This is a genomic window from Methylobacter sp. S3L5C, assembly GCF_022788635.1.
Classification (GTDB): Bacteria; Pseudomonadota; Gammaproteobacteria; order Methylococcales; family Methylomonadaceae; genus Methylobacter_C.
Window position 1 is genome coordinate 2348022 of the sequence record NZ_CP076024.1, and the last position, 20940, is coordinate 2368961.

At 43.0% G+C, this 20940-nt stretch carries 19 protein-coding genes; 8 read left to right on the forward strand and 11 right to left on the reverse strand.

The window, feature by feature from the left end:
* Nucleotides 1-28 precede the first annotated feature (28 nt).
* Complete coding sequence (locus KKZ03_RS10490; protein WP_243221467.1) at nucleotides 29-259, forward strand: hypothetical protein; 231 nt, start codon at nucleotides 29-31, stop codon at nucleotides 257-259.
* A gap of 258 nt (nucleotides 260-517) precedes the next feature.
* Complete coding sequence (locus tag KKZ03_RS10495) at nucleotides 518-928, forward strand: ketosteroid isomerase-related protein (RefSeq protein ID WP_243221468.1); 411 nt, start codon at nucleotides 518-520, stop codon at nucleotides 926-928.
* A 169-nt stretch (nucleotides 929-1097) separates the two neighbouring features.
* Here the strand turns inward: KKZ03_RS10495 and msrA are convergent, their stop codons facing one another.
* From msrA to KKZ03_RS10520, 4 genes are all read right to left on the reverse strand, one after another.
* A complete protein-coding gene (gene msrA, locus KKZ03_RS22015; protein WP_371744884.1) occupies nucleotides 1098-2195 on the reverse strand; it encodes a peptide-methionine (S)-S-oxide reductase MsrA in 1098 nt (365 codons plus the stop codon).
* A gap of 53 nt (nucleotides 2196-2248) precedes the next feature.
* Nucleotides 2249-2950 (reverse strand): DUF2231 domain-containing protein, encoded by a 702-nt coding sequence (locus KKZ03_RS10510; RefSeq protein ID WP_243221469.1) that lies wholly within the window; start codon nucleotides 2948-2950, stop codon nucleotides 2249-2251.
* Between the two features lie 142 nt (nucleotides 2951-3092).
* Entirely contained in the window at nucleotides 3093-3911 is an 819-nt protein-coding gene (gene truA, locus KKZ03_RS10515; RefSeq protein ID WP_243221471.1) for a tRNA pseudouridine(38-40) synthase TruA, read from the reverse strand.
* Nucleotides 3904-4410 carry a L,D-transpeptidase gene (locus tag KKZ03_RS10520; protein WP_243221473.1) on the reverse strand — a complete coding sequence of 169 codons (507 nt, stop codon included), beginning with the start codon at nucleotides 4408-4410 and terminating at the stop codon, nucleotides 3904-3906. The genes truA and KKZ03_RS10520 overlap by 8 nt, the downstream gene beginning before the upstream one ends.
* 258 nt (nucleotides 4411-4668) lie before the next feature.
* Between KKZ03_RS10520 and KKZ03_RS10525 the strand changes: the two genes are divergently transcribed.
* From KKZ03_RS10525 to KKZ03_RS10535, 3 genes are all read left to right on the forward strand, one after another.
* On the forward strand, nucleotides 4669-4839 hold the full coding sequence (locus KKZ03_RS10525) for a DNA-binding protein (protein WP_243221475.1): 171 nt from the start codon (nucleotides 4669-4671) through the stop codon (nucleotides 4837-4839).
* Between the two features lie 317 nt (nucleotides 4840-5156).
* Nucleotides 5157-5420: a hypothetical protein gene (locus KKZ03_RS10530; protein ID WP_243221476.1), complete on the forward strand. Its 264-nt coding sequence runs from the start codon at nucleotides 5157-5159 to the stop codon at nucleotides 5418-5420.
* A 3-nt stretch (nucleotides 5421-5423) separates the two neighbouring features.
* On the forward strand, nucleotides 5424-5699 hold the full coding sequence (locus KKZ03_RS10535) for a plasmid stabilization protein (protein ID WP_243221478.1): 276 nt from the start codon (nucleotides 5424-5426) through the stop codon (nucleotides 5697-5699).
* A 123-nt stretch (nucleotides 5700-5822) separates the two neighbouring features.
* On the opposite strand, the gene rlmD is transcribed toward KKZ03_RS10535, so the two are convergent.
* The 7 genes from rlmD to KKZ03_RS10570 all read right to left on the reverse strand — a co-directional run bounded on the left by rlmD (nucleotide 5823) and on the right by KKZ03_RS10570 (nucleotide 17123).
* Complete coding sequence (gene rlmD, locus KKZ03_RS10540; RefSeq protein ID WP_243221480.1) at nucleotides 5823-7157, reverse strand: 23S rRNA (uracil(1939)-C(5))-methyltransferase RlmD; 1335 nt, start codon at nucleotides 7155-7157, stop codon at nucleotides 5823-5825.
* A gap of 2 nt (nucleotides 7158-7159) precedes the next feature.
* Nucleotides 7160-7747 carry a YdbL family protein gene (locus tag KKZ03_RS10545; RefSeq protein ID WP_243221482.1) on the reverse strand — a complete coding sequence of 196 codons (588 nt, stop codon included), beginning with the start codon at nucleotides 7745-7747 and terminating at the stop codon, nucleotides 7160-7162.
* A gap of 13 nt (nucleotides 7748-7760) precedes the next feature.
* Nucleotides 7761-9800, reverse strand: a complete 2040-nt coding sequence (locus KKZ03_RS10550; protein ID WP_243221483.1) for a C4-dicarboxylate ABC transporter — start codon at nucleotides 9798-9800, stop codon at nucleotides 7761-7763.
* A gap of 197 nt (nucleotides 9801-9997) precedes the next feature.
* Nucleotides 9998-10888 carry a cysteine synthase CysM gene (gene cysM, locus KKZ03_RS10555; protein ID WP_243221485.1) on the reverse strand — a complete coding sequence of 297 codons (891 nt, stop codon included), beginning with the start codon at nucleotides 10886-10888 and terminating at the stop codon, nucleotides 9998-10000.
* Nucleotides 10889-11124: 236 nt separating this feature from the next.
* Nucleotides 11125-13272, reverse strand: a complete 2148-nt coding sequence (locus KKZ03_RS10560) for a transglycosylase SLT domain-containing protein (RefSeq protein WP_243221486.1) — start codon at nucleotides 13270-13272, stop codon at nucleotides 11125-11127.
* 57 nt (nucleotides 13273-13329) lie between these two features.
* Nucleotides 13330-15432: a hypothetical protein gene (locus KKZ03_RS10565; RefSeq protein ID WP_243221488.1), complete on the reverse strand. Its 2103-nt coding sequence runs from the start codon at nucleotides 15430-15432 to the stop codon at nucleotides 13330-13332.
* A gap of 110 nt (nucleotides 15433-15542) precedes the next feature.
* A complete protein-coding gene (locus KKZ03_RS10570; RefSeq protein ID WP_243221490.1) occupies nucleotides 15543-17123 on the reverse strand; it encodes a triacylglycerol lipase in 1581 nt (526 codons plus the stop codon).
* Between the two features lie 247 nt (nucleotides 17124-17370).
* Between KKZ03_RS10570 and KKZ03_RS10575 the strand changes: the two genes are divergently transcribed.
* From KKZ03_RS10575 to KKZ03_RS10585, 3 genes are all read left to right on the forward strand, one after another.
* A complete protein-coding gene (locus tag KKZ03_RS10575) occupies nucleotides 17371-18408 on the forward strand; it encodes an AAA family ATPase (RefSeq protein WP_256452004.1) in 1038 nt (345 codons plus the stop codon).
* A gap of 216 nt (nucleotides 18409-18624) precedes the next feature.
* Nucleotides 18625-19539: an oxygen-dependent coproporphyrinogen oxidase gene (hemF, locus tag KKZ03_RS10580; protein ID WP_243221494.1), complete on the forward strand. Its 915-nt coding sequence runs from the start codon at nucleotides 18625-18627 to the stop codon at nucleotides 19537-19539.
* Nucleotides 19540-19595: 56 nt separating this feature from the next.
* Nucleotides 19596-20411, forward strand: coding sequence for a DUF2797 domain-containing protein (locus KKZ03_RS10585; protein WP_243221495.1), 816 nt, complete (start codon nucleotides 19596-19598; stop codon nucleotides 20409-20411).
* Nucleotides 20412-20940 lie beyond the last annotated feature (529 nt).

Sequence of the window (20940 nt, forward strand, 5' to 3'; positions counted from 1 at the left end):
TCATTAAATTAAAATGTATTGTCAAATTATGAGTAAATTAGATGAAGTTAAAGAAATTTTAAATACGTTAAGAGTGGCAATGAGTTTGACATTCGGTATGTTGATAATTGTAGTGGGTGGAATAATCAAACGATTTGATGAGAACCATGTAGATTCTATATTCTGGCTTGGCGCATTTTTTACCGTATTTTTATTAGCAGTTATTTTTTTATTGGTAATCAAGATTTCTCAAAGAACAAAAGAGATCAAGGAGTTATAGTTATGTTAATGGGTTTACTTGCAATTATTGGTATAGCGGTGTTGACGGCTGCATTGTTGTTGTTTGCCGTCTATAAGCTATCGGAAGAATAATCACGTTCGAATGAAAGATGCATAAAAACTCCACGCAGCTCGGAGGTTTGCGACTTTGTCTCATTAAGATAACTATTTATCGTGTCGCTTGGGAAGCCCTTACTTTTTGTTTTCGTGCTTTTCATGGACAATGCAACCCATTACTAATTTATAAACTTGGAAAAACATGAATCAACAAGACAGTATTAACTTGGTAGAACGTTACTATGCAGCCTTTAATGGCGGCGATATGGAGACTTTTTTAAATTTGCTGACGGACGATGTCATTCATGATATTAATCAAGGCAAACGGGAAATTGGCAAAGAAGCTTTTACCCAGTTTATGGCCTGCATGAATTTTAACTATAAAGAACAGCTGGTTGACATGGTTATTATGGCGACAGACGATGGCAAACGCGCCGCTGCTGAATTTGTGGTGTTGGGTGAGTATATTAAAACAGATGAAGGGTTGCCTGCCGCAAACGGACAGAAATATCAGTTACCTGCCGGGGCTTTTTTTGAAATCCGTGATAATAAAGTTGCCCGCATCACCAATTATTATAATCTGCAAGACTGGATTGCTCAGGTTAGTCATTAAGCAATCGTATTAATTTGTAAGATAATTTTAAAAATATCACCACGAACGACTTGCATGGATGCAGGAGGTAGAGCAACGCAGGGAGCAGTTGCCGAGACACGAAGTAAAATAATCGCTTTTATTCAATGTAGTGAAAACTTCGTATCCTTCGTGGTGAATAAAAATAGACTTACTTTTTCGTTTGAAACTCTGCCATATATTTACCGTAGCCGGCAGCTTCCATTGCTTCTACCGGAATGAAGCGTAATGCCGCCGAGTTAAGGCAATATCTGAGTCCGGTGGGTTTTGGGCCATCTTCAAAGACATGGCCCAGATGTGAGTCACCATAACGGCTACGAACTTCAGTACGTGGCAAAATCATTAAAAAGTCCTTCTTTTTAGTAACATTGTCAGCGACCAGTGGGCGGGAAAAACTGGGCCAACCGGTACCTGAATCAAACTTGTCTTTGGATGAAAATAGCGGTTCACCGGTGACAACGTCCACATAAATACCGTCCCGTTTTTCATCCCAGTAAGTGTTTTTAAACGGTGGCTCGGTGACTTCTTCTTGAGTTACCTGATATTGCAGGGGCGTTAGCGTTTCGCGTAAAACTTCATCGGCGGGTTTATGGTAAGGCGTGCTGCTTTTTAGCAGGTCGATTTTTGCATGTAATTCAGCTCCCCAGGTTTTTTCCAGATATTGATCCCGACCAGACTTAAAACGGTAGTAATTATAACGAACAGGATTCTTTTTGTAATAATCCTGATGATATTCTTCAGCCGGATAAAAAGTCTCAAATTTTCTTATTTCAGTAATAACAGGCGCGGTATAACGTCCTGAGGCATTTAATAATTGACGCGATTGTTCGGCTTGTTGTTTTTGTTCTTCAGTGTGATAAAAAATTAATGACCGATACTGTTCGCCCCGGTCAACAAACTGTCCGGCATTGTCGGTTGGATTAATCATCCGCCAGAAGGCCTCCAACAGGGCATTATAACTAATAAGTTTGGGATCATAATAAATCTGAACGCTTTCTACATGCCCGGTAATGCCTTTTGAAACATCCTCATAGCTTGGATTAACAACCTGCCCGCCACTATATCCGGAAATAACTTCTTTTACGCCCGGCAACTTTTCAAAATCCGATTCAGTACACCAAAAGCAGCCACCGGCAAAAGTAGCAACGGATTCATTTATCGCTTTTACTGTTGAGTCTGTTTTGGCATAACTGTTGGGTGCCAAAAGAGCTGCAATAGTGAGCAATAATGAAAATAGACCTGTTTTCATGGTATGTCCTTAAATGAAAAATCCAACGACCTGTTGTCGTATATAACTCTTTATTAATGCGCGTGCTCATGATTATGGTCATGAACAGGTTCAGGCTCGGGTTTCGGCTCCGGTTGCAGCTCATCGGCATGTTGATGCTCGTCGCCGTGATCATGATCATGACCGACTTCAGTAACGGGAACTGCTTTAACAGCAACGCCGTATTGATAAACCATTAAACCGCCCAAGTCAGCGCCCAGTACCATAAGCACGCACAGTAACGCTGAACATAACAAAAACAAGCTGTTAGCCGCGCCCCGAATCAACGTGCCGCTTGCCATTCGCCAAACTGACAACAGCACTGCCAAAGCAAGTACTGCTATACCAAAATGTTCATGACGCTCCATAATTTCATGGACATTGCCGCCGTGTACGACAGAATCTGCGGCAATAAAACCTGCAATTACAGTAAATGTAGCAGCGAGGGTACCAATATAAAGAAACCAACTGGCAACATTGCGCCAATGTGATTTGTTTGCCAATGTGGCAATGACATCCAAAACAAAAAAAGCCGACAAAAAGGCAAGAGGAAAATGCACCAGCAAGGGGTGAATATTATCCATGCCGGCTATTCCCGGTAAAATGGAAGAAAAAATAGCTGCGGGCTCTTGAGTCGTCAGACTCTCAAAAAAAGCCAGCAGGCTTGAGATACTTTCTACAATACCGCCGTCGTGGTCGGCTCCACCATGAATCTGAAAAGATAAAAAGTTATTCATTGTTATTTTTTATTTAATGGGTAAAAGGAACAATCTACTTGAAATTTGGTTAATTGCAAATAAACAGGATTAACGTGTAAGTAGTTAAGGGATACAACACTTGATTAAAAAATCATCCACTGTAGGGCGTTCCATCAAAGCCTTAGGTGCTTTCATCATGTCGCTTGGCATCAATCGGTAATTTAGCAAAGATGGGGTGTTTACTGATGCCATAGTGTTCCGGGTAGTAAACTGCACCCAGATACAAACCATCAGGTGGTGCGGTTATGCCGCCCAATTTGCGACTTTTAACATCAAGCAGTTCTTGCGTCCACGCTACTGGTTGTTTTTCCGAGCCTATCGCCATTAGCACCCCGGCGATATTTCTAACCATGTGATGTAAAAAAGCATTGGCGGAAATATCGATAATAACGTTGTCACCTTGCCGATAGACATCAATAAAGTGCATCGCCCGAAAAGGGCTTTTGGATTGACAGCCTTGTGCCCTAAACGATGAGAAATCATGTTTGCCGATTAAGTATTGCGCCGCTTCGTGCATTTTTTCGACATCCAGCGGTGCATGACACCAGGTCACTTGCTCGCGTAATAACGCTGATTTAATAGGCCGATTGAGAATGATGTAGCGATAAAAACGGGCGATGGCACTGTATCTGGCGTGGAAATCACCTACCGCTTCTTTAACCCAAGTGATTCTGACATCATCCGGCAGATTGCTGTTACCGCCCAGTATCCAGGCATGAAGTTCGCGTTCTATGGTGACGTCAAAATGGATAACCTGCTCAAGCGCATGGACACCGGAGTCGGTTCTTCCTGCACACTGCACGATAACCGAATGATTAGCAACTTTTGATAACGCCTGTTCAACAACTTGTTGAACACTGCGTTGATTGTTTTGCCTCTGCCAGCCCGAAAAATTGCTGCCATCGTATTCAATCCCTAAAACCAAGCGCGTTTTATCCATGAATATAAACCTTAATCCCTGCATCCACCCGATTAAACAAATCCAGCATGTCGGCATTATTCATACGAATACAGCCATGCGACTCAGGTTTGTCGGTCATTAACTCATCAGGACAACCGTGGATATAAATGTAACGCCACGTACTATCAACTTTACCATAACGGTTTTTGCCCGGCTCCAAGCCGCCTAACCATAAAATACGGGTTAACATCCAGTCGCGCTGCGGATATTGCTTGCTCAGATCGGTAGTGTAAATTTCACCGGTGGCACGTCTGCCGATAAATACGGCATTTAACGGCTGGCCAGTACCAATTTTAGCCCGGATTTTGTGCCAGCCTGTTGGCGTGCATTCACTGCCCATCAGTTCGCCGCTGCCATTTTTGGCGGTGGAAACGGGGTAACACCGCACGCTGTTGCCATTTACATAAATTGTCAATTGCTGACTGGCGATATCAATATCCAGATAATCCTGTACCTCCATTGCCTTATTATTTTTCATTGATCATCCAAACTTTATTCCCATCAGAACACTTAGACTTAAGCCATGCATCATAAAGCAATATGAGTTAAAAAGTTAGCGGGGGTTGGGTGCGTACTGCGTATATTTGGAGTTTAATATGGGCCAGCTCACCATTTATATGATACTCGACGTGATTTAGTGGTTTATCTACTGCTGTCAGGCGGCGTAAATCAACTCAAAAACGTGATATCAAGCATGCCATAGTTATGGCTCTTACCTTACCAAAGGATTAATACGATGACCAATTTTACCTACTTTGACGCAGCTGATTATCTTGATAATGAAGAAACCATTGCGGCCTATCTGACAGAGGCGCTTGAAGATTCTGATATGTTTATTGTTGCCGTGAAGACTGAAACCCGTGCGCGTGGTATCACACAACTGGCTAAAGATAGCGGCCCTGGATAGGGCAGCGCGAAACCCAACGCATAAGGAATCAATGATGATGGGTTTCGGCTATCGTCTCTACTCATTCTAAGCGCTGCATGAGGCTACTTGTTGATAATATTAGTCATGAATAATAAAAATATTTGGCTATCTTAATCGACAGCGAATATAAATAATACAATGGGAGCACAAAAGTTATGTATTACAATCAAGATAATGTGATTTTGCAAGATCTGACCCTTTGTCCCTCCTTTTTTATTGGTTTCCACTCAATAATAGCCATTGTCTCCTTGGTATGATATTTTAGTACTTATATAAGCACTAAAAGAGGTCTAAATATGAATACTATTCCTGCTCAAGAGATCAAACGGCGTGGAATTACCGCTGTGGATGATCTAATTATTAAAGGTGATGTCCATGTGATTCGAAATAATCAGCCGCATTACGTGGTAGTGCTCGAAGCTCGTTATCAAGCGTTACTTGAAGCAGAGAATGAGGCTTACATGGCACGGTTGCTGGCTTCGATGGAGGATCTGCGTGTAGGTCGAGTGCATCGTGGCTCAGCGGCAGAACTGCTTGAAGAACTGAAAATAGTAGATTGACGCATGTACACACTTGTCTGGACTGCAAGTTTCACACGAACAGCCGGAAAATTTCTCAAACAACATTCAGAATTAAGAGAAAAATTTGCTGCAATTCTGGGTGATTTGGAACGAGATCCTTTTCAACCGCACCTTCGTTATCACCATCTTGGCGGAAAGCTAAAAAATATACAGGCGGTCAGTATCACCTCTAGTTATCGCCTTACCTTAACCTTAGTGCTTTCAGATCAGGACATCATCTTGCTTGATGTCGGCAGCCATGACGATGTATATCGATAAAAGGCGTTTATAATAAGGTAACCGGTAGGGTAGATTCTTTATTGGATAGCAATTAGCCTCGAGGTAACAATTCATGCGGCGCAATACACTCCGCTATTGCGCCCTACATAATAACGGCGTTATTTATTTTTCAAACAAGGCTATCGATTCAACATGTCCGGTTTGCGGAAACATATCCATCACGCCGGCTTTAACCAGTTTATAACCCAGTTCATTAACCAGGATTCCGGCATCGCGGGCTAGGGTTGAAGGATTACAGGAGACATAAATAATCTGCTCGGGTTGCCATTTTTTAAAATGTTGCAACACATCGGAAGCTCCTGCTCTGGAAGGATCCATCATGATTTTAGTAAATTTTTGCTTGGCCCAGGGCTGATCGTCAAGATCTTTGCTTAAATCGGCGGCATAAAATTCGGCATTGGTAATACCATTATGACGGGCATTTTCTTTGGCATGATTAACCAACGGTTGATCGCCTTCTACACCAACAACCTTGCCGGCAAATTTTGCCAGCGGTAAGGTAAAATTACCCAAGCCGCAAAACAAATCCAGTACGGTATCGTCTTTAGTCAGCTTTAATGTTTCCAACACCCGGTTAATCATTTGCCGGTTAATTTCGTAATTAACCTGGGTAAACATGGCGGGCCTGAATTTAAACTCCAGGTCCAGATCGGGCAGGGCATAAGTAGGTATCACTTCCGGTTCGCCATCCAGAGGCACAATGGTATCGGGGCCTTTCGGTTGCAGGCAGAGACTTAAATTATGTTCATGGCCAAAAGCCCGCATCTTTTCCTTATCGGCATCGGTTGGCGGTTCCAGAACCCGAAAAGACAATACGCATTGGTCATCACCAATCGCTACTTCTATCTGTGGAATTTTATCCCGGATGGTTAATTCAGCGATCATTTCCCCCAAGGCTACCATCTTGGTACCCACCATTGGGTGCATAACAATACAGTTATCAATTTCGGCTAAATAGGGATGGCGTCTTTCCCTGAAACCAACTAGGGCCCGATTTTTTTTGGCAACGTATTTAACTCCCATACGTGCTTTTCGGCGATAACCCCAATGCGGGCCTTTTAAGGGTTCCCATAGTTCAGGTAAATCAACTTTGCCGATGCGTTTAAATTGCTCTGCCAGTAATTCTTGCTTGATTCTGATCTGTGCAGACGATTCGACATGCTGAAAGCTGCAACCGCCGCAGACGCCATAATGCGGACACAAAGCATCGACCCGGTCGGCAGCGCGACTTAACAGTTTAACAACTTTACCTTCGGCATAATCCTTACGGCTGTCGGTATAGACAAACTCGACTTCTTCACCCGGCAGAGCCTCATCAATAAATATCACTTTGCCATCAACATGACCAACGCCACGACCGTCATGAGCCAGGGATTCTATGGTAATTTTAATCGGCGTTTCCGAGAAGGTTTTCTTTCTTAATCGTTTCCTAGCCATGCTTATTTCTGCTTCCAAGTTCCAGAGGATTGATACCACCAGCCAGCTTGAGCATTACTCACCCAGCTGGCGGCAAAAGTTGATTTAATTTGTGTAGCCCAATCAGGATGGCCGTTTGCATTGGCAATCGCCTGATACAGGTTTTGCCGATCGGCATTTTCCGCAGCGATCAGTGTATTAAGCTGATTTCTGTCTTTAAGCGGCACGCTCGCCGCATCTCTGACGGCTAAAAAACCGTCGGCTTGAATGCCAATAAGCCCCGCAGCATAAAAAGTTTGCAGGGTGGCAAAACGGGTTGCCATGGTTGCCCGTAATTGTCTGATTTGGGGACTATCAATGCTTAAGTCAGCACCGTCTGCCTGTGCCGGTGAGATCACCACATTGATGGCAGAATCCAGCAATTTATAAGCTGCTATTTCCCAATTCGTTAAACCGGCCTTGGGCTTTAGTTCTTGTTTGGGTGGCGTAATACTTTGGATATCCTTGATGATTTCATCGGCCGCTTTTTCAGCCGCAGCGGCAGGAAAGTAAATATTAATGGTGACACAGGCGGTCAATAATAACGCCCCCAATACTGATAGCTTTCTCATAATGCTCTCCAAATTATTTTACGATCACTTCATCTGTTGTCGAAATGCGTTTTAAACGTTCCATTAGTACAGTCCAGTCAAGTCGGGGATTATAGCCGATTACATCAAGTCGTGGCAGACCGCCGCCGGTAATAATGGCATAACCCTCAGGGACAGCTTTTACCCCCATCATCTGGCATACCCCATCATGCAGATAGCAACCCAAGCCTATTTTGTCATAGCCAAAGGTTTCAAAGATATTTAAAAAACTTCTTGATAGTATATCTGAGGCGCCACCACCGCCAATGCTGGCGATGTTTTTTACCGCTTTTTGGCTGATTCTGTGCCGGGAATCATCATCATCGGGTGTTCCCAACCACGCGTAAAAACTGACCGGATGCCAGTTTTCCAAAGACAATTGCCTGACAAATCCCGATAACTTACCGGTAATACCGCCAAAATCAAACTTGCCCGTCAACTGATCCAAATCCAGATTATTAATTTCCAGGTCACTATAAAAGCTGGGGAAATCAGTAAATAATCCTGATGAGGCCAGTTTGGTCACTTTAATCTCACCGTCAAAAACATTGATGAGCAATTCCCCGTCCAAATTAAGCGTTTTATTGCGGTACTCAACCTTTGGAATATTGCCACTGATGGTGCCGGATAACGGTGTCCAATTTAACGCTTTCGACCACTTTTCCAGGGAAACATTGGTTAGGCTACCGGCAAAGGAAATTTCCGGTTCATCCTGTTTTTTTGCTTGCCAGTCCAATTGATTAATAGCGATTACGCCACCCAAAAAAGGCAGACGAGGTTTTTTAAGTAAGGTAAAACTGTTGGCACGAGTTAGAAATACCAGTTCGGCACGGCCGATAGGTAAGGCATGTAGTTGTAGTTGCTGCCAGGTAAACGTTGACGGTTGCTTAAAGGTCTCATTAATCGACCAGTTAATCGTGCCAAAGCCACCCTCAACTTTGAAGCGTTCGGCAGGGTCGTTAACTGCCAATTTATTAACAATGGCTGTCAAGGTGGTTAATGAATCCTGAGCAATGGACATATCGGCGTTTAAGGTACCCGCCAAAGTAATGCCCGCTAATGGGGTTTGTTCGAAAAAGGGCTTTAAGTAAATGGCCGATAACTTTTGCAGATCATCGCTATGTAACGATAACCCGGCTTGTTCAAGTTTTATGCCTTTGTCATAGTCAACGATTGCACGACCGTTTATTGCCAACGTATTTGCCTGTTGATAATTGGCATAGATTATATTCACTCGGGTTTTGTTGGAACTCCAGTTGCCTTGTGCAGCAAAAATTAGGGGTTGTTGGTTTGCTTCCAGATAAAGCGGTTCAACATATAAAGCGCCATCAGTAAAGCGGGTCTGGCTTTGCCATTGCCACAAGTCCTGATGGTTTTGTGCTTTTAATTTTGTCTGTAAAGTTAATGCTTCAGTAGCAAACTTGCCATCTTTGGTTTGTACTGTCATGCCGTTTATTTCGCTGGTTAAACTGAAATAATCTATAAGTGAGTGATGACCGGATGCGCTTAACTGTAAATTAACGCGGCCACTTTTTAAGGTAAACGGCACAGGTTTAAATAGTTTTTGCAGTAACTCGGCGTCGACCCCTTTGGCATTAATTCGTAGCTTCCATTGGTTGTCTTGTTCTTCAGCATTAACAGATATGAGGCCACCGGCCAGTTGTAAACGGGTTAATTTTAAGGTGCTGTGTTTGTCTTTGATATGAAAAGAAAAATTGGCCGTTGGCGATTGCCATTGCTTTGAACTTAATTTTGCGCGGCCTTGTGTACACAATAACTCGTTAGCTTGCCAGCTAAAAGAAGTGCACTGGATATTGACCAAATTCAGATCATCAAACGGTTTTGGCAAACGTAATTGTTTGATTGTTACGGTTAGTTTTTGTGGGTTTTTGCTCAGGTCAGTTAAAGCAACATGAATACCCTGTAATTTCCAGCCACCGGCTTCCATGCTGCCAATAGTAAAGGAGGCATTATCCAGTGCCGCTGCTGTGGCGCTGAATAAGAAAAGAACAACAGCCAGGATGAACCTCGGCATTAGGGTAAGAACCGGTAGCGCTTAAAAAGCCGGGAGTGGGTCTCTGTGATAATCACGACTAAAGTGATGCCGGTCGGGGCTTGTAATCCCGACCGAAACGTTTGAAGATTTGAATAGCTTCCAAAACGTGAGTGCCGGAGTTGCAAACTCCGTCATGCTTCAGAATATTGATAATTATGCTTGAACCCCAAACAACATTAAGCAGGAAAAATACCGGTCGATAAATATCGGTCACCCCGGTCGCAGATAATCACTACAATGATTGCATTTTCAACTTCTTGAGATAATTTTAATGCAGCTGCAACGGCACCACCCGATGATACGCCCGCAAAAATACCTTCTTCAGCCGCTAGAGCACGGGTATGGTTTTCTGCAGTTTGCTGATCAATATCAATAATCCGGTCAACCCGATCTGCCTGATAAATTTTTGGTAAATAAGCTTTGGGCCAGCGCCGAATGCCGGGAATTTTAGAATCACCTTCCGGCTGTACGCCGATAATTTGAATCGCCGGATTTTGTTCCTTAAGATATTTTGAGGTACCCATAATGGTACCGGTAGTGCCCATCGAGCTGACAAAATGAGTGACTTTTCCCTGAGTGTCCTGCCAAATTTCAGGGCCGGTACTTTCATAATGAGCGAGCGGATTATCGGGATTGCCAAATTGATCCAAAATCCGGCCTTTGCCTGCTGCTTCCATTGCTCTTGCCAAATCAATAGCCGCTTCCATGCTGCCTGCTGCGGGTGTAAGAATAATTTCAGCACCGTAAGCTTTCATTGAGGCCTTACGCTCGTCGCTCATGTTGTCAGGCATGATCAAGGTCATTTTATAACCTTTGATAGCGGCCACCATCGCCAGGGCAATGCCGGTATTACCGCTGGTTGCTTCTATCAGACAGTCACCGGGTTTAATCTCGCCTCTGGCTTCGGCATGTTTAATCATACTCAGCGCAGGTAGATCTTTGACTGAACCTGCCGGATTATTGCCTTCCAGTTTGGCCAGAATGGTATTGCTGGTATTGCCCGGCAAACGTTGAAGTCGGGCTAAAGGCGCATTGCGGACAAAAGATTCTATGGTGGGAAAAGTCATGGCGGTTTATTTCTGTTTGTAATGAATAGTTTAAATTATCCCATAAAAACGAAAAACCGACATAACTCGAACAACATTTTGAAACAAAACAGCTGGAGTAGCCAGTATGGAAAGCAATGTAATTAAGTTTGGATAGCCCGAATTTAATTGCCTCGGATTATGGAATGATTAACTAAAACAGGACACTTTCTTAAACAGTCGTCTTATAGGTAAAAAAGCCTGGTTATTATTTGCTATTATTGGCGAAATAAAGGTAGCTCTTTATGTTGTAAAAAGTATTGTGCTCGGGCAATGACATCGGAACCATAATCATCGCCGGTAGTACCTTTATCCATTTTATCTTTAGTTCTTACATTATCAATGCCACTGTTATAGGCCACAATTGCTCCTTTTAAGATAAAAGGGAGTTCCCAATCTTGATGTATCTCGGCAATGCGTTCCAGGTTAATACACAAAATGCCCGCAGCCTGTTCGATATGAGCCTCGCTTTGTGGATCCGGTAAGCCTTGTAATTCATGATATCGTCTGTCGATTTGCATGATTCCGAAGGCTTGATTATGGTCGCCCCAACCCTCTTTGTTCAAGACTGCACCACAACGCGATTCGCGACTGGCTAAAGCTGCAAGTACGGCACAAGGTAGTCCGAATTTGGCGGCTGCAGAATGAAAACGATCGCTAATTTGTTTTATTCTAGATAAATCGGCTTCTGCCATCTTTTGGGAAGCTTCTAACCCGGATGTCAAATGATCTTGTTGTGCCGTTTGTTTTGATGCACCAGTTGTTGATATCTTAACCAGCGATTGTTCCCAATTAGTTAACTCTCTCGGCTCAGCCGTTTCGGTGCGATCTTCTGGTTCTGTTTGAGGTAATTCCGCCACACTCTCACCCATAGCTTCAATCAAAATTGCGTTGTCCAAATAGTTGGTTGGATCAAGCAAATCTGCCCGGCGTTTATAGGGTGTACCTGGTTGTGTCAATGCACCCGTTTTTGTGCCGGCATACATTTCCAGATGAAGCATTGAGTTTCCCGAATTGAGCTGGCCGACAACGGCAATATTCTGACCTTGTAGCACTTTTACACCGCTGCTAATGCCTTGAGGAACCTTTGCAGATATTTCGCCATAGCGCAAAACCAAGCCGTCTTCATGTTGCACTTCAAGAGCGTAAGTGCCTTCATAGAAATAATAAGGTCCACGGATAACTTTACCATTAGCCATACATAGAATTACCGTACCTTTCGGCACTTTTAGATCACAGCCGGCATGTTTGCGTTTACCACCGGCGCGGGATGCCCCAAATTCTCGAGCGCCGCTTTTATAATCCAGAGAAGGCCTTTTTTGAAGTGGAAAAATATAATCCACAACAGTTTTTTGCTGAGAGCTAACTGTAGTTATAGTTTTGGAATCTGGATTAAGAGGCTGCCAAAAATTTGTGCCAGACGAGAACGGATAGCCATGCTCTTTGAAAAAACGAAAGCAATCGTTAAACCATTGCACAAAACGATTGGCATGGGCATCACTGCCCAAGGGATACTGGCGCATTTTCCAACGGTTAAGGCTGCCGCTATTGTAAATAACACTTCCGGCATTGTAGGCGCAGGCAACCAGAGGCGGATCAAACTGCGTTCGTTTAGATTGCGAGGCGATATAAGCTGCACCCGCAAGGATGGAATTCGCGGGGACGAATAGCCATTCCCGATCTATTTTGTCTTCTTTAATTGCCGGTTCTACATGAAGCTCACTGATGGCATGACGCGCCGTGGATATCAGTGTCTGCATCAGACCGTAGGAGACGCGATGGGGAGTGGCGGCATCGGAAATATAACCAGGTTCTTTGCGTTCGGCACGGGGATTGACAGTATGCATTTTGCCATCGAAAGTCTCGGTACACATGGTCGCGATTAAAAGTTCAACCGGAACGCCCGTTAACAGGGAGGCCTTTTCAAGCTCGTCTTTATAATCTTCACAAATACGGTGCACTGTTTCCGGTTTGCCTTGCGAGATATCAATACCGCTTGTTTTGATTTCAAGACCGTTAGCGGTGAGTCGCCATTTTACCGAATTGCTATAACGGTTATGGAATTGATCCAGACCTCCTGCAATATATCCGGATAGAACTGCATTAAAATTTTTGGGGTTTGCAGGGCTAATTTGCTCGTCGGTACTTTGATCGAATAACATCGACCAGGTTTTCGGGCCGATTACACCATCGGCTGTTAAGCGATGATTTTTTTGAAATACTATCACCGCCCGTTGCGTCGCAGGACCAAAAACACCATCGCATTGCCCGACCGGAATGCCTAAGCGAGATTGTAAAGATTGCACATCGATTCCCCGTAGAAGCGGTGAATCCAATCTGAGGTAACGGCTAAATGTTGTGTTCATAATCACATCTCCAGCTTGGTGCAGTATTTAACACGGTGTTTCGTTGTGTTTGCGCATTCATGATGCGCTCCCTGCTAATGTGCGTCTAATCAAGTCTAGAGCATCAAATGATGAACTTAATTGGGCTTGTCTTATAAGTTCCAGTGAGAGATGGCAAAGAATATCAAGGTCTTTTTCAGAGCTTTTGTTTTGGCGGAGATTATCAATTGTCGCCAAGGTTTCCGCAACGGTTAACAGTGAGCAGTCATTACTGAATTTATTGGCGGGGAAATCGACTTTTTGCAAGACATAGCGAACCAGGGAGTGTCGGTATTCAATCCAGGCTTCTGTAAATACTTCGACACTGCCAAACAACGTCGGTAAATCGATGGCTTGTTCTGTCAACAGGCTGGGCGTTCGCCAAATCAGCTCGGCCAGATCCTCCGAGTTCTCATTTCTTGCCGCCAGTTCCAGCAGTCTTTTCGCCAAAGCATCAGTTTGTCCTTTAAAAGCCAGTTTAAAAATTTCGGTCAATTTTAAGGATTCCAGCACATCTTGCTCGGTGAGGTCAATTCCGCAAATCAATCTGGCGGTAAATGGTTGTGCCCAAATAGTGGCCAACCAACGCTCATAAACACTGGCACCCTGAGCAAATGCAGCCACCGCACCGGCAAACAGGGTAATCACCATGGCTTCGGAGTGAGCGCTGCCGTCAATAGTTGAGGCAGTGCTAAAATTTTGTACGGCGGTACGGAGTACGATCGCCAAAGGATGATTTTTTCCGGTAATGGCTTTGCTGAGCTCTGCGATGGCACCGACTGTTTTGGGTAATAAGGTCGCGTCAGAATTCGCTTTTTCGCGAGCAGAGTCTAGTTGTTGCAAGAGGTTACGCGCCATTTGAATTTTGGGAGCACAATCATATTTGAAATAATCTGGCGGTATAGCTATCTGCAGTACCGGTTCCAAGCCAATAATTTCCAGTAAATGCTGACGATACTTTTGCAGGTTTTGTTCAATACTGACCATTTCAGCCTCGACCGTGCCATCTGTTTTGACGGCTGTCGCCTCGATTCTGGCTCCCGCTGGATCCGCAATGACTGATGTAGAAACAGAGTCGGTTTTTGCCTTTTCACCCCCCGGCTTTATGGCATCCCGGGCATAATCAATAAACTTGTCAAACAAGGTAAAAGCCAACTCCACGCTATAACCCAACAAAAATGCGAATAGCGAAAGCCCCAAGCCTACTTCATCAACCCTGCCGGATGCGTATAACCATGGGCCAATTACGCCGAGTAGCCCTCCCAACAACACCCGCATAATGTTTCTACCACCCCATGATGGAATAAAGGTATAGTCGTTAAGTTGGTTTAACGTATTTCTTGTTAGAAACGCGATAGCACCTAAAAAGCCCAGCAGCAATGGTAGTATTAAACTTTTCAACAGTAAATCGATTGCTTTTCCTGATTGTAGAATTGCATCCGCATGGCTTTGAAAGATTTCAGACCTCGTGTTATTCTCAAGTTTGGCGGCTTCGTTCTCATCACAGTCGGCAGGTTTGTTCAACACACATTGTCTTTGTACCGATAAAACGATCCGGGTTTTTAGGGTTTGCTTTTTATCCAGAATTGAACGTAAAGGTTGTTTGTTGGGGTCTCCACTATTATCAGGATTGGCAAGAGTTTCTTCATCGACAGTTTTAGTATATTCAGAAATCAGGACTGTCAATTGGTCGGTGTTGTTACTCATCATGATCGAGTAACCTTGTGTAGCAAAGACAGCCAATACAAAAATAAACATCCAGATAACCAGTACCCAAAGATCGCGCTTAAGATTGCCCCATTTACTTTTTCCGTTTACGCCATAACGTCCGATATTTAATTCTTCATCAACTTCAAGGCTGTTAGAGGTAACAGGAGCGAGTAAGCTGGACAGGTGGTTATAGGCATTCCACAATTCGACGTGATCAACAGGATTCAAATCAGTAATATCGCGGCACAGTAACGGCACAGTCTTTTGAAGAAATTCAGCTTTAATACTGATATTTGGTTGTTTGATCGCATGGTTTAAAAGCCTCGCGACATCGTCGCGTACTTTCTTCATCATATCGCTGGCAGAGGCAGAGGGTGTAGATAAAATATTCCCCCCATTGTTACAAAAAAATTTTTGTAAAAAACAGCTCATGTCTTAGGTACTCCTTGTGCTGAACATTTAACAAAATTTACGACAAAATAGTACATCCGGTATTCATGGTTAATAAGGATATATCCGTCGTTATCATAAGTAGTAACCAATTAATTATTCCAAGGAGTGGCGACAAAACGTAATTTCCCCGTAATTCTGGGTGCTTTGTCTTTAACTGCCGGGATTGCAACAGGCAGTGAAACAGATTTTCCCGCAGCCAGGTCGGCTTGTTCTGCTTCAGAAAACAGATGCTTTCCAGTCGCTTTATCTTGTCCCCAGTGCCAGTCTATTTGTGAGTTGTTGGTTATAGACACAATTAATGTGTCACTAAACAGTTTCATGCCTTCATAGTGAGAGTCAAAGATAAAGCCTTTCACTAAATATTCTTGTACACCTATATTTAATGTTACCGAGTAGGATAGCGTATCGCTTTTTTCATCCATCTTTGCCCAATTTGACAGAAATGCTGTTGAAAGATAGACCTTTTTATTTTTGAAATTAACAATCTCTTCATGTGTGCGTATGGCGACAGAATCTTCTACGGCAATACGACGGGTAAGTTGCCAGCGTTTGCCTTTAGGTGCCACGATGACTTCAAAATTATAAGCAGCTTGAACATCAGCCTCTTTTTGAAGACTTTCCGGCAAAGTAACCTCGTCGATATCAAACCAAATATCCACGCGTAGATCTCCAAAAAAGAAGCGTGTCAGGTTTTGGAAAGCTTCCTCTGAATTAACGATGCCGAAAAAACCAGAATGTGAGCGGTACGCATACGCACGAGGACATGGGATGGTTATGTTAGAGGCATCTTTTCCCCATAAGCCGGCATTATCGATTTTTACCAAGCCATCACTGCCATGTCCTGCGAAGGTTCGTGACAGACCTGCAGCGACATTATATTCAGCCCTGTTGGTTCCGATCATGCAGAAGAAGCGGTCAGTTGGGAAGTTGCGCAGAAAATCTACCCGACCTTCCTTATCTTTTTGTGCGAGATATTCAGGATCATTTTCTAACGCCAAATAATTGGCCATTCGTTTGTGGTTAAAGTTATCCATATCATCCTTGGTAAGCCACGAAGGGATATTGATACCTGCCATTTCAATCCCATTGTGTGGTGTCGCATAGGTGTATACTTTATCTACCAAGCTTCTAGCGGTGGCATCACCGAGTGTGGAGTTCTGAAGAAAGGCGCGGCAGACCAGGCCACCCATGGAATGGGCGACCAGATAGCACTTAAAATCCGTAACGCCGTGATTGTTTTCATCGACAGCAAGATCACGAATTCTGATAATTAATTCACTTAATCCCTTAGCGTATTTCTCAATCGGGGAAGGCTTTCCATCACCAAATAAGGTCGAACCTTCATCGTAGTAGCGATACACGATAATTGATCGGTAGGGGATTTTTCCTGTCCATCCCTCATCCATAATATCCATTCCATTTTCATACACATCAGAATAGCCAAAGTCCGACATTAATCTAACTACTGGCGACTCAAAGATGAATTTTTTCGCTTTTTTTTGCGAATCATAAGGGGCTCGATAAACTGTTGAACCCAGATTAAATCCGCAAAAGGGATCGGCTGCAGTTTCATCCCGTTCACTTTCCGTCATGGCATAACCACGAACATAAATTATCGGATGAAGTAAGTGTGTGATCTTTTCGAGATTGGTTTTTGAAATATCTGACATGATTTTCCCCTCTTTAGACTCAATTTTTTTGGTGAAACAATGCGTAACCTATTAAGCAATGGTGCTTTTGAGTATCTTGATTTACTGACTCATTTGTATCTAATTTGATAACTTGGAATTAAAAGTTTTCATGGTCTATTAATCACTGTCTAGTTTACTAAGTCCGCTGTTGTAAATTGTTAGCAAGTTGTTATTTTTTTGTGTATTCACCTATTATTATTCTAAATAATAAAATGAGGGCTTTCCTGTGGAGCAGCAAAATACGTACGCATTTGGACCGTTTCGTCTGGACACGGAGATACAGCTTTTATGTAATGAAGAATCGTGTATTAAGCTAACGCCAAAGGTGTATAGATTATTAGTGTATTTTTTGCTGCACTCGGGACGCCTGATTTCTCATGAAGAATTATTTGATGCGGTGTGGGAAGGTCGTATTGTTGACGATTCAGCATTACGGCTTGCGATAAATTCGCTACGTAATGCTTTACAGGATGAAAGTAAATCACCACATTATATTGCCACCGTTAGTAAACGGGGTTATCGCTTTATGGCAGAGGTTAGTGTCAAAGATCATTGTTTTTTTGCTAAAACCAATCTGACCAATTCTTTGTGTTATCGACCCAAAGTCGAATTATTACCGATAGGGTTTAAGTACACTAACGAATTAACCGGTCTGCAAATAGCCTTTCAGCAAGCGTCAACAGGACAAAGGCAACTGGTTTTTTTAACTGGCGAACAAGGTACAGGTAAAACAGCCTTACTTGATATCTTTCTTGCCAATGTTAATTCTTCCGGGTTGTCAGTTCTCCGTGCCCGTTGCGTACAGATGAAAGGTGTCACCGAACCTTTTCTGCCGTTGCTGGAAGCGCTTGAGCGCCGTTGTCGAGAGCCTTATGGGAATTTGCTCATTGAGCAACTGAGTAATTTAGCTCCAACCTGGCTTTATCAAATGCTGACTGTATTGAACCCGGAGGAGCGTGCCATGCTCCAGACGAAAATACCATCTTGCAATAGCGGTTGTATACTTCGTGAAGGTGCTCATTTTTTTGAGACACTGAGTAGTGATTCTACCTTGATATTGGTTCTGGATAATTCTCACTGGAGCGATGAGTTTACCCTGGATTTATTAAATTTCCTGATGTTCAGGTGTTCAGCAGCGAAATTATTAATCATTGTCAGTTACCGATCTTCTGATAATGGATCAGGTGTGCGGCGAATTAAAGAGATGCGGGCAGAGTTGTTTTCTCGTGACTTATGTCAGGAACTGTCCATGCAAAAGCGTTGAAATTGATTTCAAAGTTATTGACTTGATCAGCGTGGCTATCAACTTAAGCCGGTACAGACAATAATCCTTAATCCGTTGAGGCGAGGATATCGGTAAAACCGTTCTGTTTTAAATTGGAAGTCATCAGCATCGGTCTATTAGATAATGCCGTTATAGGGTATTATTGCCATTCTGGATTTCTTGATTACCGACATTTGAAATACAACAGAGTACCTCATGAACACTGACGATATTACTAAAGTAAAAAACTACCTGCTTAACTTGCAAGATCAAATATGCCTGGCGTTGGAAAAAGAAGAACCTGAAGCAAGGTTTGTAGAAGATATCTGGGATCGGGCAGAAGGCGGTGGCGGTAGAAGTCGCGTACTGGAAAATGGCGAGGTGTTTGAACAAGGTGGGGTTAATTTTTCTTATGTGCGTGGTATTAGTTTGCCTGCTTCAGCAACCGCGAAGCGTCCTGAACTGGCTAATCGTCAGTTTCATGCCATGGGTGTATCGCTGGTTATCCATCCTAAAAATCCTTATGTGCCAACGTCACATGCCAATGTGCGCTTTTTAATCGCCGAAAAACCGGGTTCACCGGCTATTTGGTGGTTTGGCGGTGGTTTTGATTTGACGCCATTTTATCCCTTTAAGGAAGATGTCATACACTGGCATACAACGGCACGTTCAGCTTGCAAGCCCTTTGGTAATGATATTTATCCTACCTACAAACAATGGTGCGATGAGTATTTTTTCCTTCCGCATAGAGATGAAACACGTGGTGTCGGTGGTTTGTTTTTTGATGATTTAAATGAATGGGAGTTTTCCAAGTGTTTTGCTTTTATGCAAAGCGTGGGCGACCATTTCGTTGATGCTTATTTACCGATTGTACAGAAACGAAAAAATACGCCATACGGTGATCGTGAACGTGATTTTCAGTTGTACCGCAGGGGTCGGTATGTTGAATTTAATCTGGTTTATGACCGTGGTACTTTATTTGGCTTACAATCGGGGGGACGTACTGAATCAATTTTAATGTCTTTGCCGCCCTTGGCGCGCTGGAAATATAATTGGCAACCTGAGGCAGGTAGTCCGGAAGCAATTCTTTATGAAAGTTATTTAAAGCCTCAGAACTGGTTGGGTATCTGAAGGTTCAGCGTTGCTGTTATTAGCAACTAAACACTGAGATGGTTAGGAAAAGTTGAATGCAGGGATCGTTAAAAAAAATGCACACCCGACTGGAAAGTCCGGTTCAATACGAGTTACCTTTAGGCGATCAGAGTATCGCCTTAAATCCGTTGATCGGTAAGCTGATTAAATTAACCTTTACAGGCCATATCTCTTGCGTACATTGTAACCGGTCGATTAAAAAAAGTTATAATCAGGGTTATTGTTATCCCTGTTTTATCTCATTGGCCCAATGTGATATGTGCATTATGAAGCCGGAAACCTGTCATTATGACGCAGGTACCTGCAGAGAACCTGCCTGGGGTGACGCATTCTGCTTTAAGCCGCATATTGTTTATCTTGCCAATTCCAGTGGAATTAAAGTTGGTATTACTCGCCAAACTCAAATACCGACACGTTGGATCGATCAAGGTGCCGTGCAGGCATTGCCAATATTTAAAGTACAATCCCGTTACATGGCTGGATTGATTGAGATCGCCATTGCAAAACATGTCAGTGATAAAACCAGTTGGCAGCAAATGCTTAAAAATAATGTAGAGCCTGTTGATTTGGCTGTAAAGCGTGATGAGTTGGTATTTAAATGTCAAGCGGAGTTGGTGGAAGTTAACCAGCGTTTTGGTCAACAAGCTATTGAATTTTTATCAGAAGAGCTTGCTGTGGATATTCATTTTCCGGTAGATACTTATCCGGTAAAAATTAAATCATTTAACTTTGATAAGAACCCTGAAGTATCTGGTATTCTGCATGGCGTTAAAGGACAGTATCTGTTACTGGATACGGGAGTTATTAATATCCGTAAGTATGCAGGTTACGAGGTGGGATTTTCGTTGTAAGGCTTTTTATAAATCCGGGCTTTATAAAGTTGGGCAAGGCTGCTAATAATTTTTCGATGCCAACAGATACCACCACTTCAAGTGCTTAAGGGTTATTATCTGCATATGTTTAAAATGACGTGTAATGGAAATTTGATTTCTGAAAAAACTACAGCCTACAAGTTTGAATGAACTAATATCAAATGGTTAGAGTTACGGAAGCCACCAAATACTCTCAATATCGACAACTTTAGATGATATCCATGAGTCACATTCTCATGAAGCGCAGGAAATTTCCTAAAGTTGATAGTGATGTTTTCTTTCAAAACGGGTAAAACGGGTATATTTTAAGTTGTTTTAGTTGAATGATTAAGTCGGCTTAAATTAGTTAATTATTATGTTTATGGCTTTCAAAAACAGGCGTAATATTCGTCTGTAAGCCAGCCCATTAAATTTAGTATTCCGTGCTGGTCTAAAATTGAGATAGTACGGATAAACTAATACTTACTCAAATTTATTGTTATTTTTTGCTACAATTGCTATTTACTGA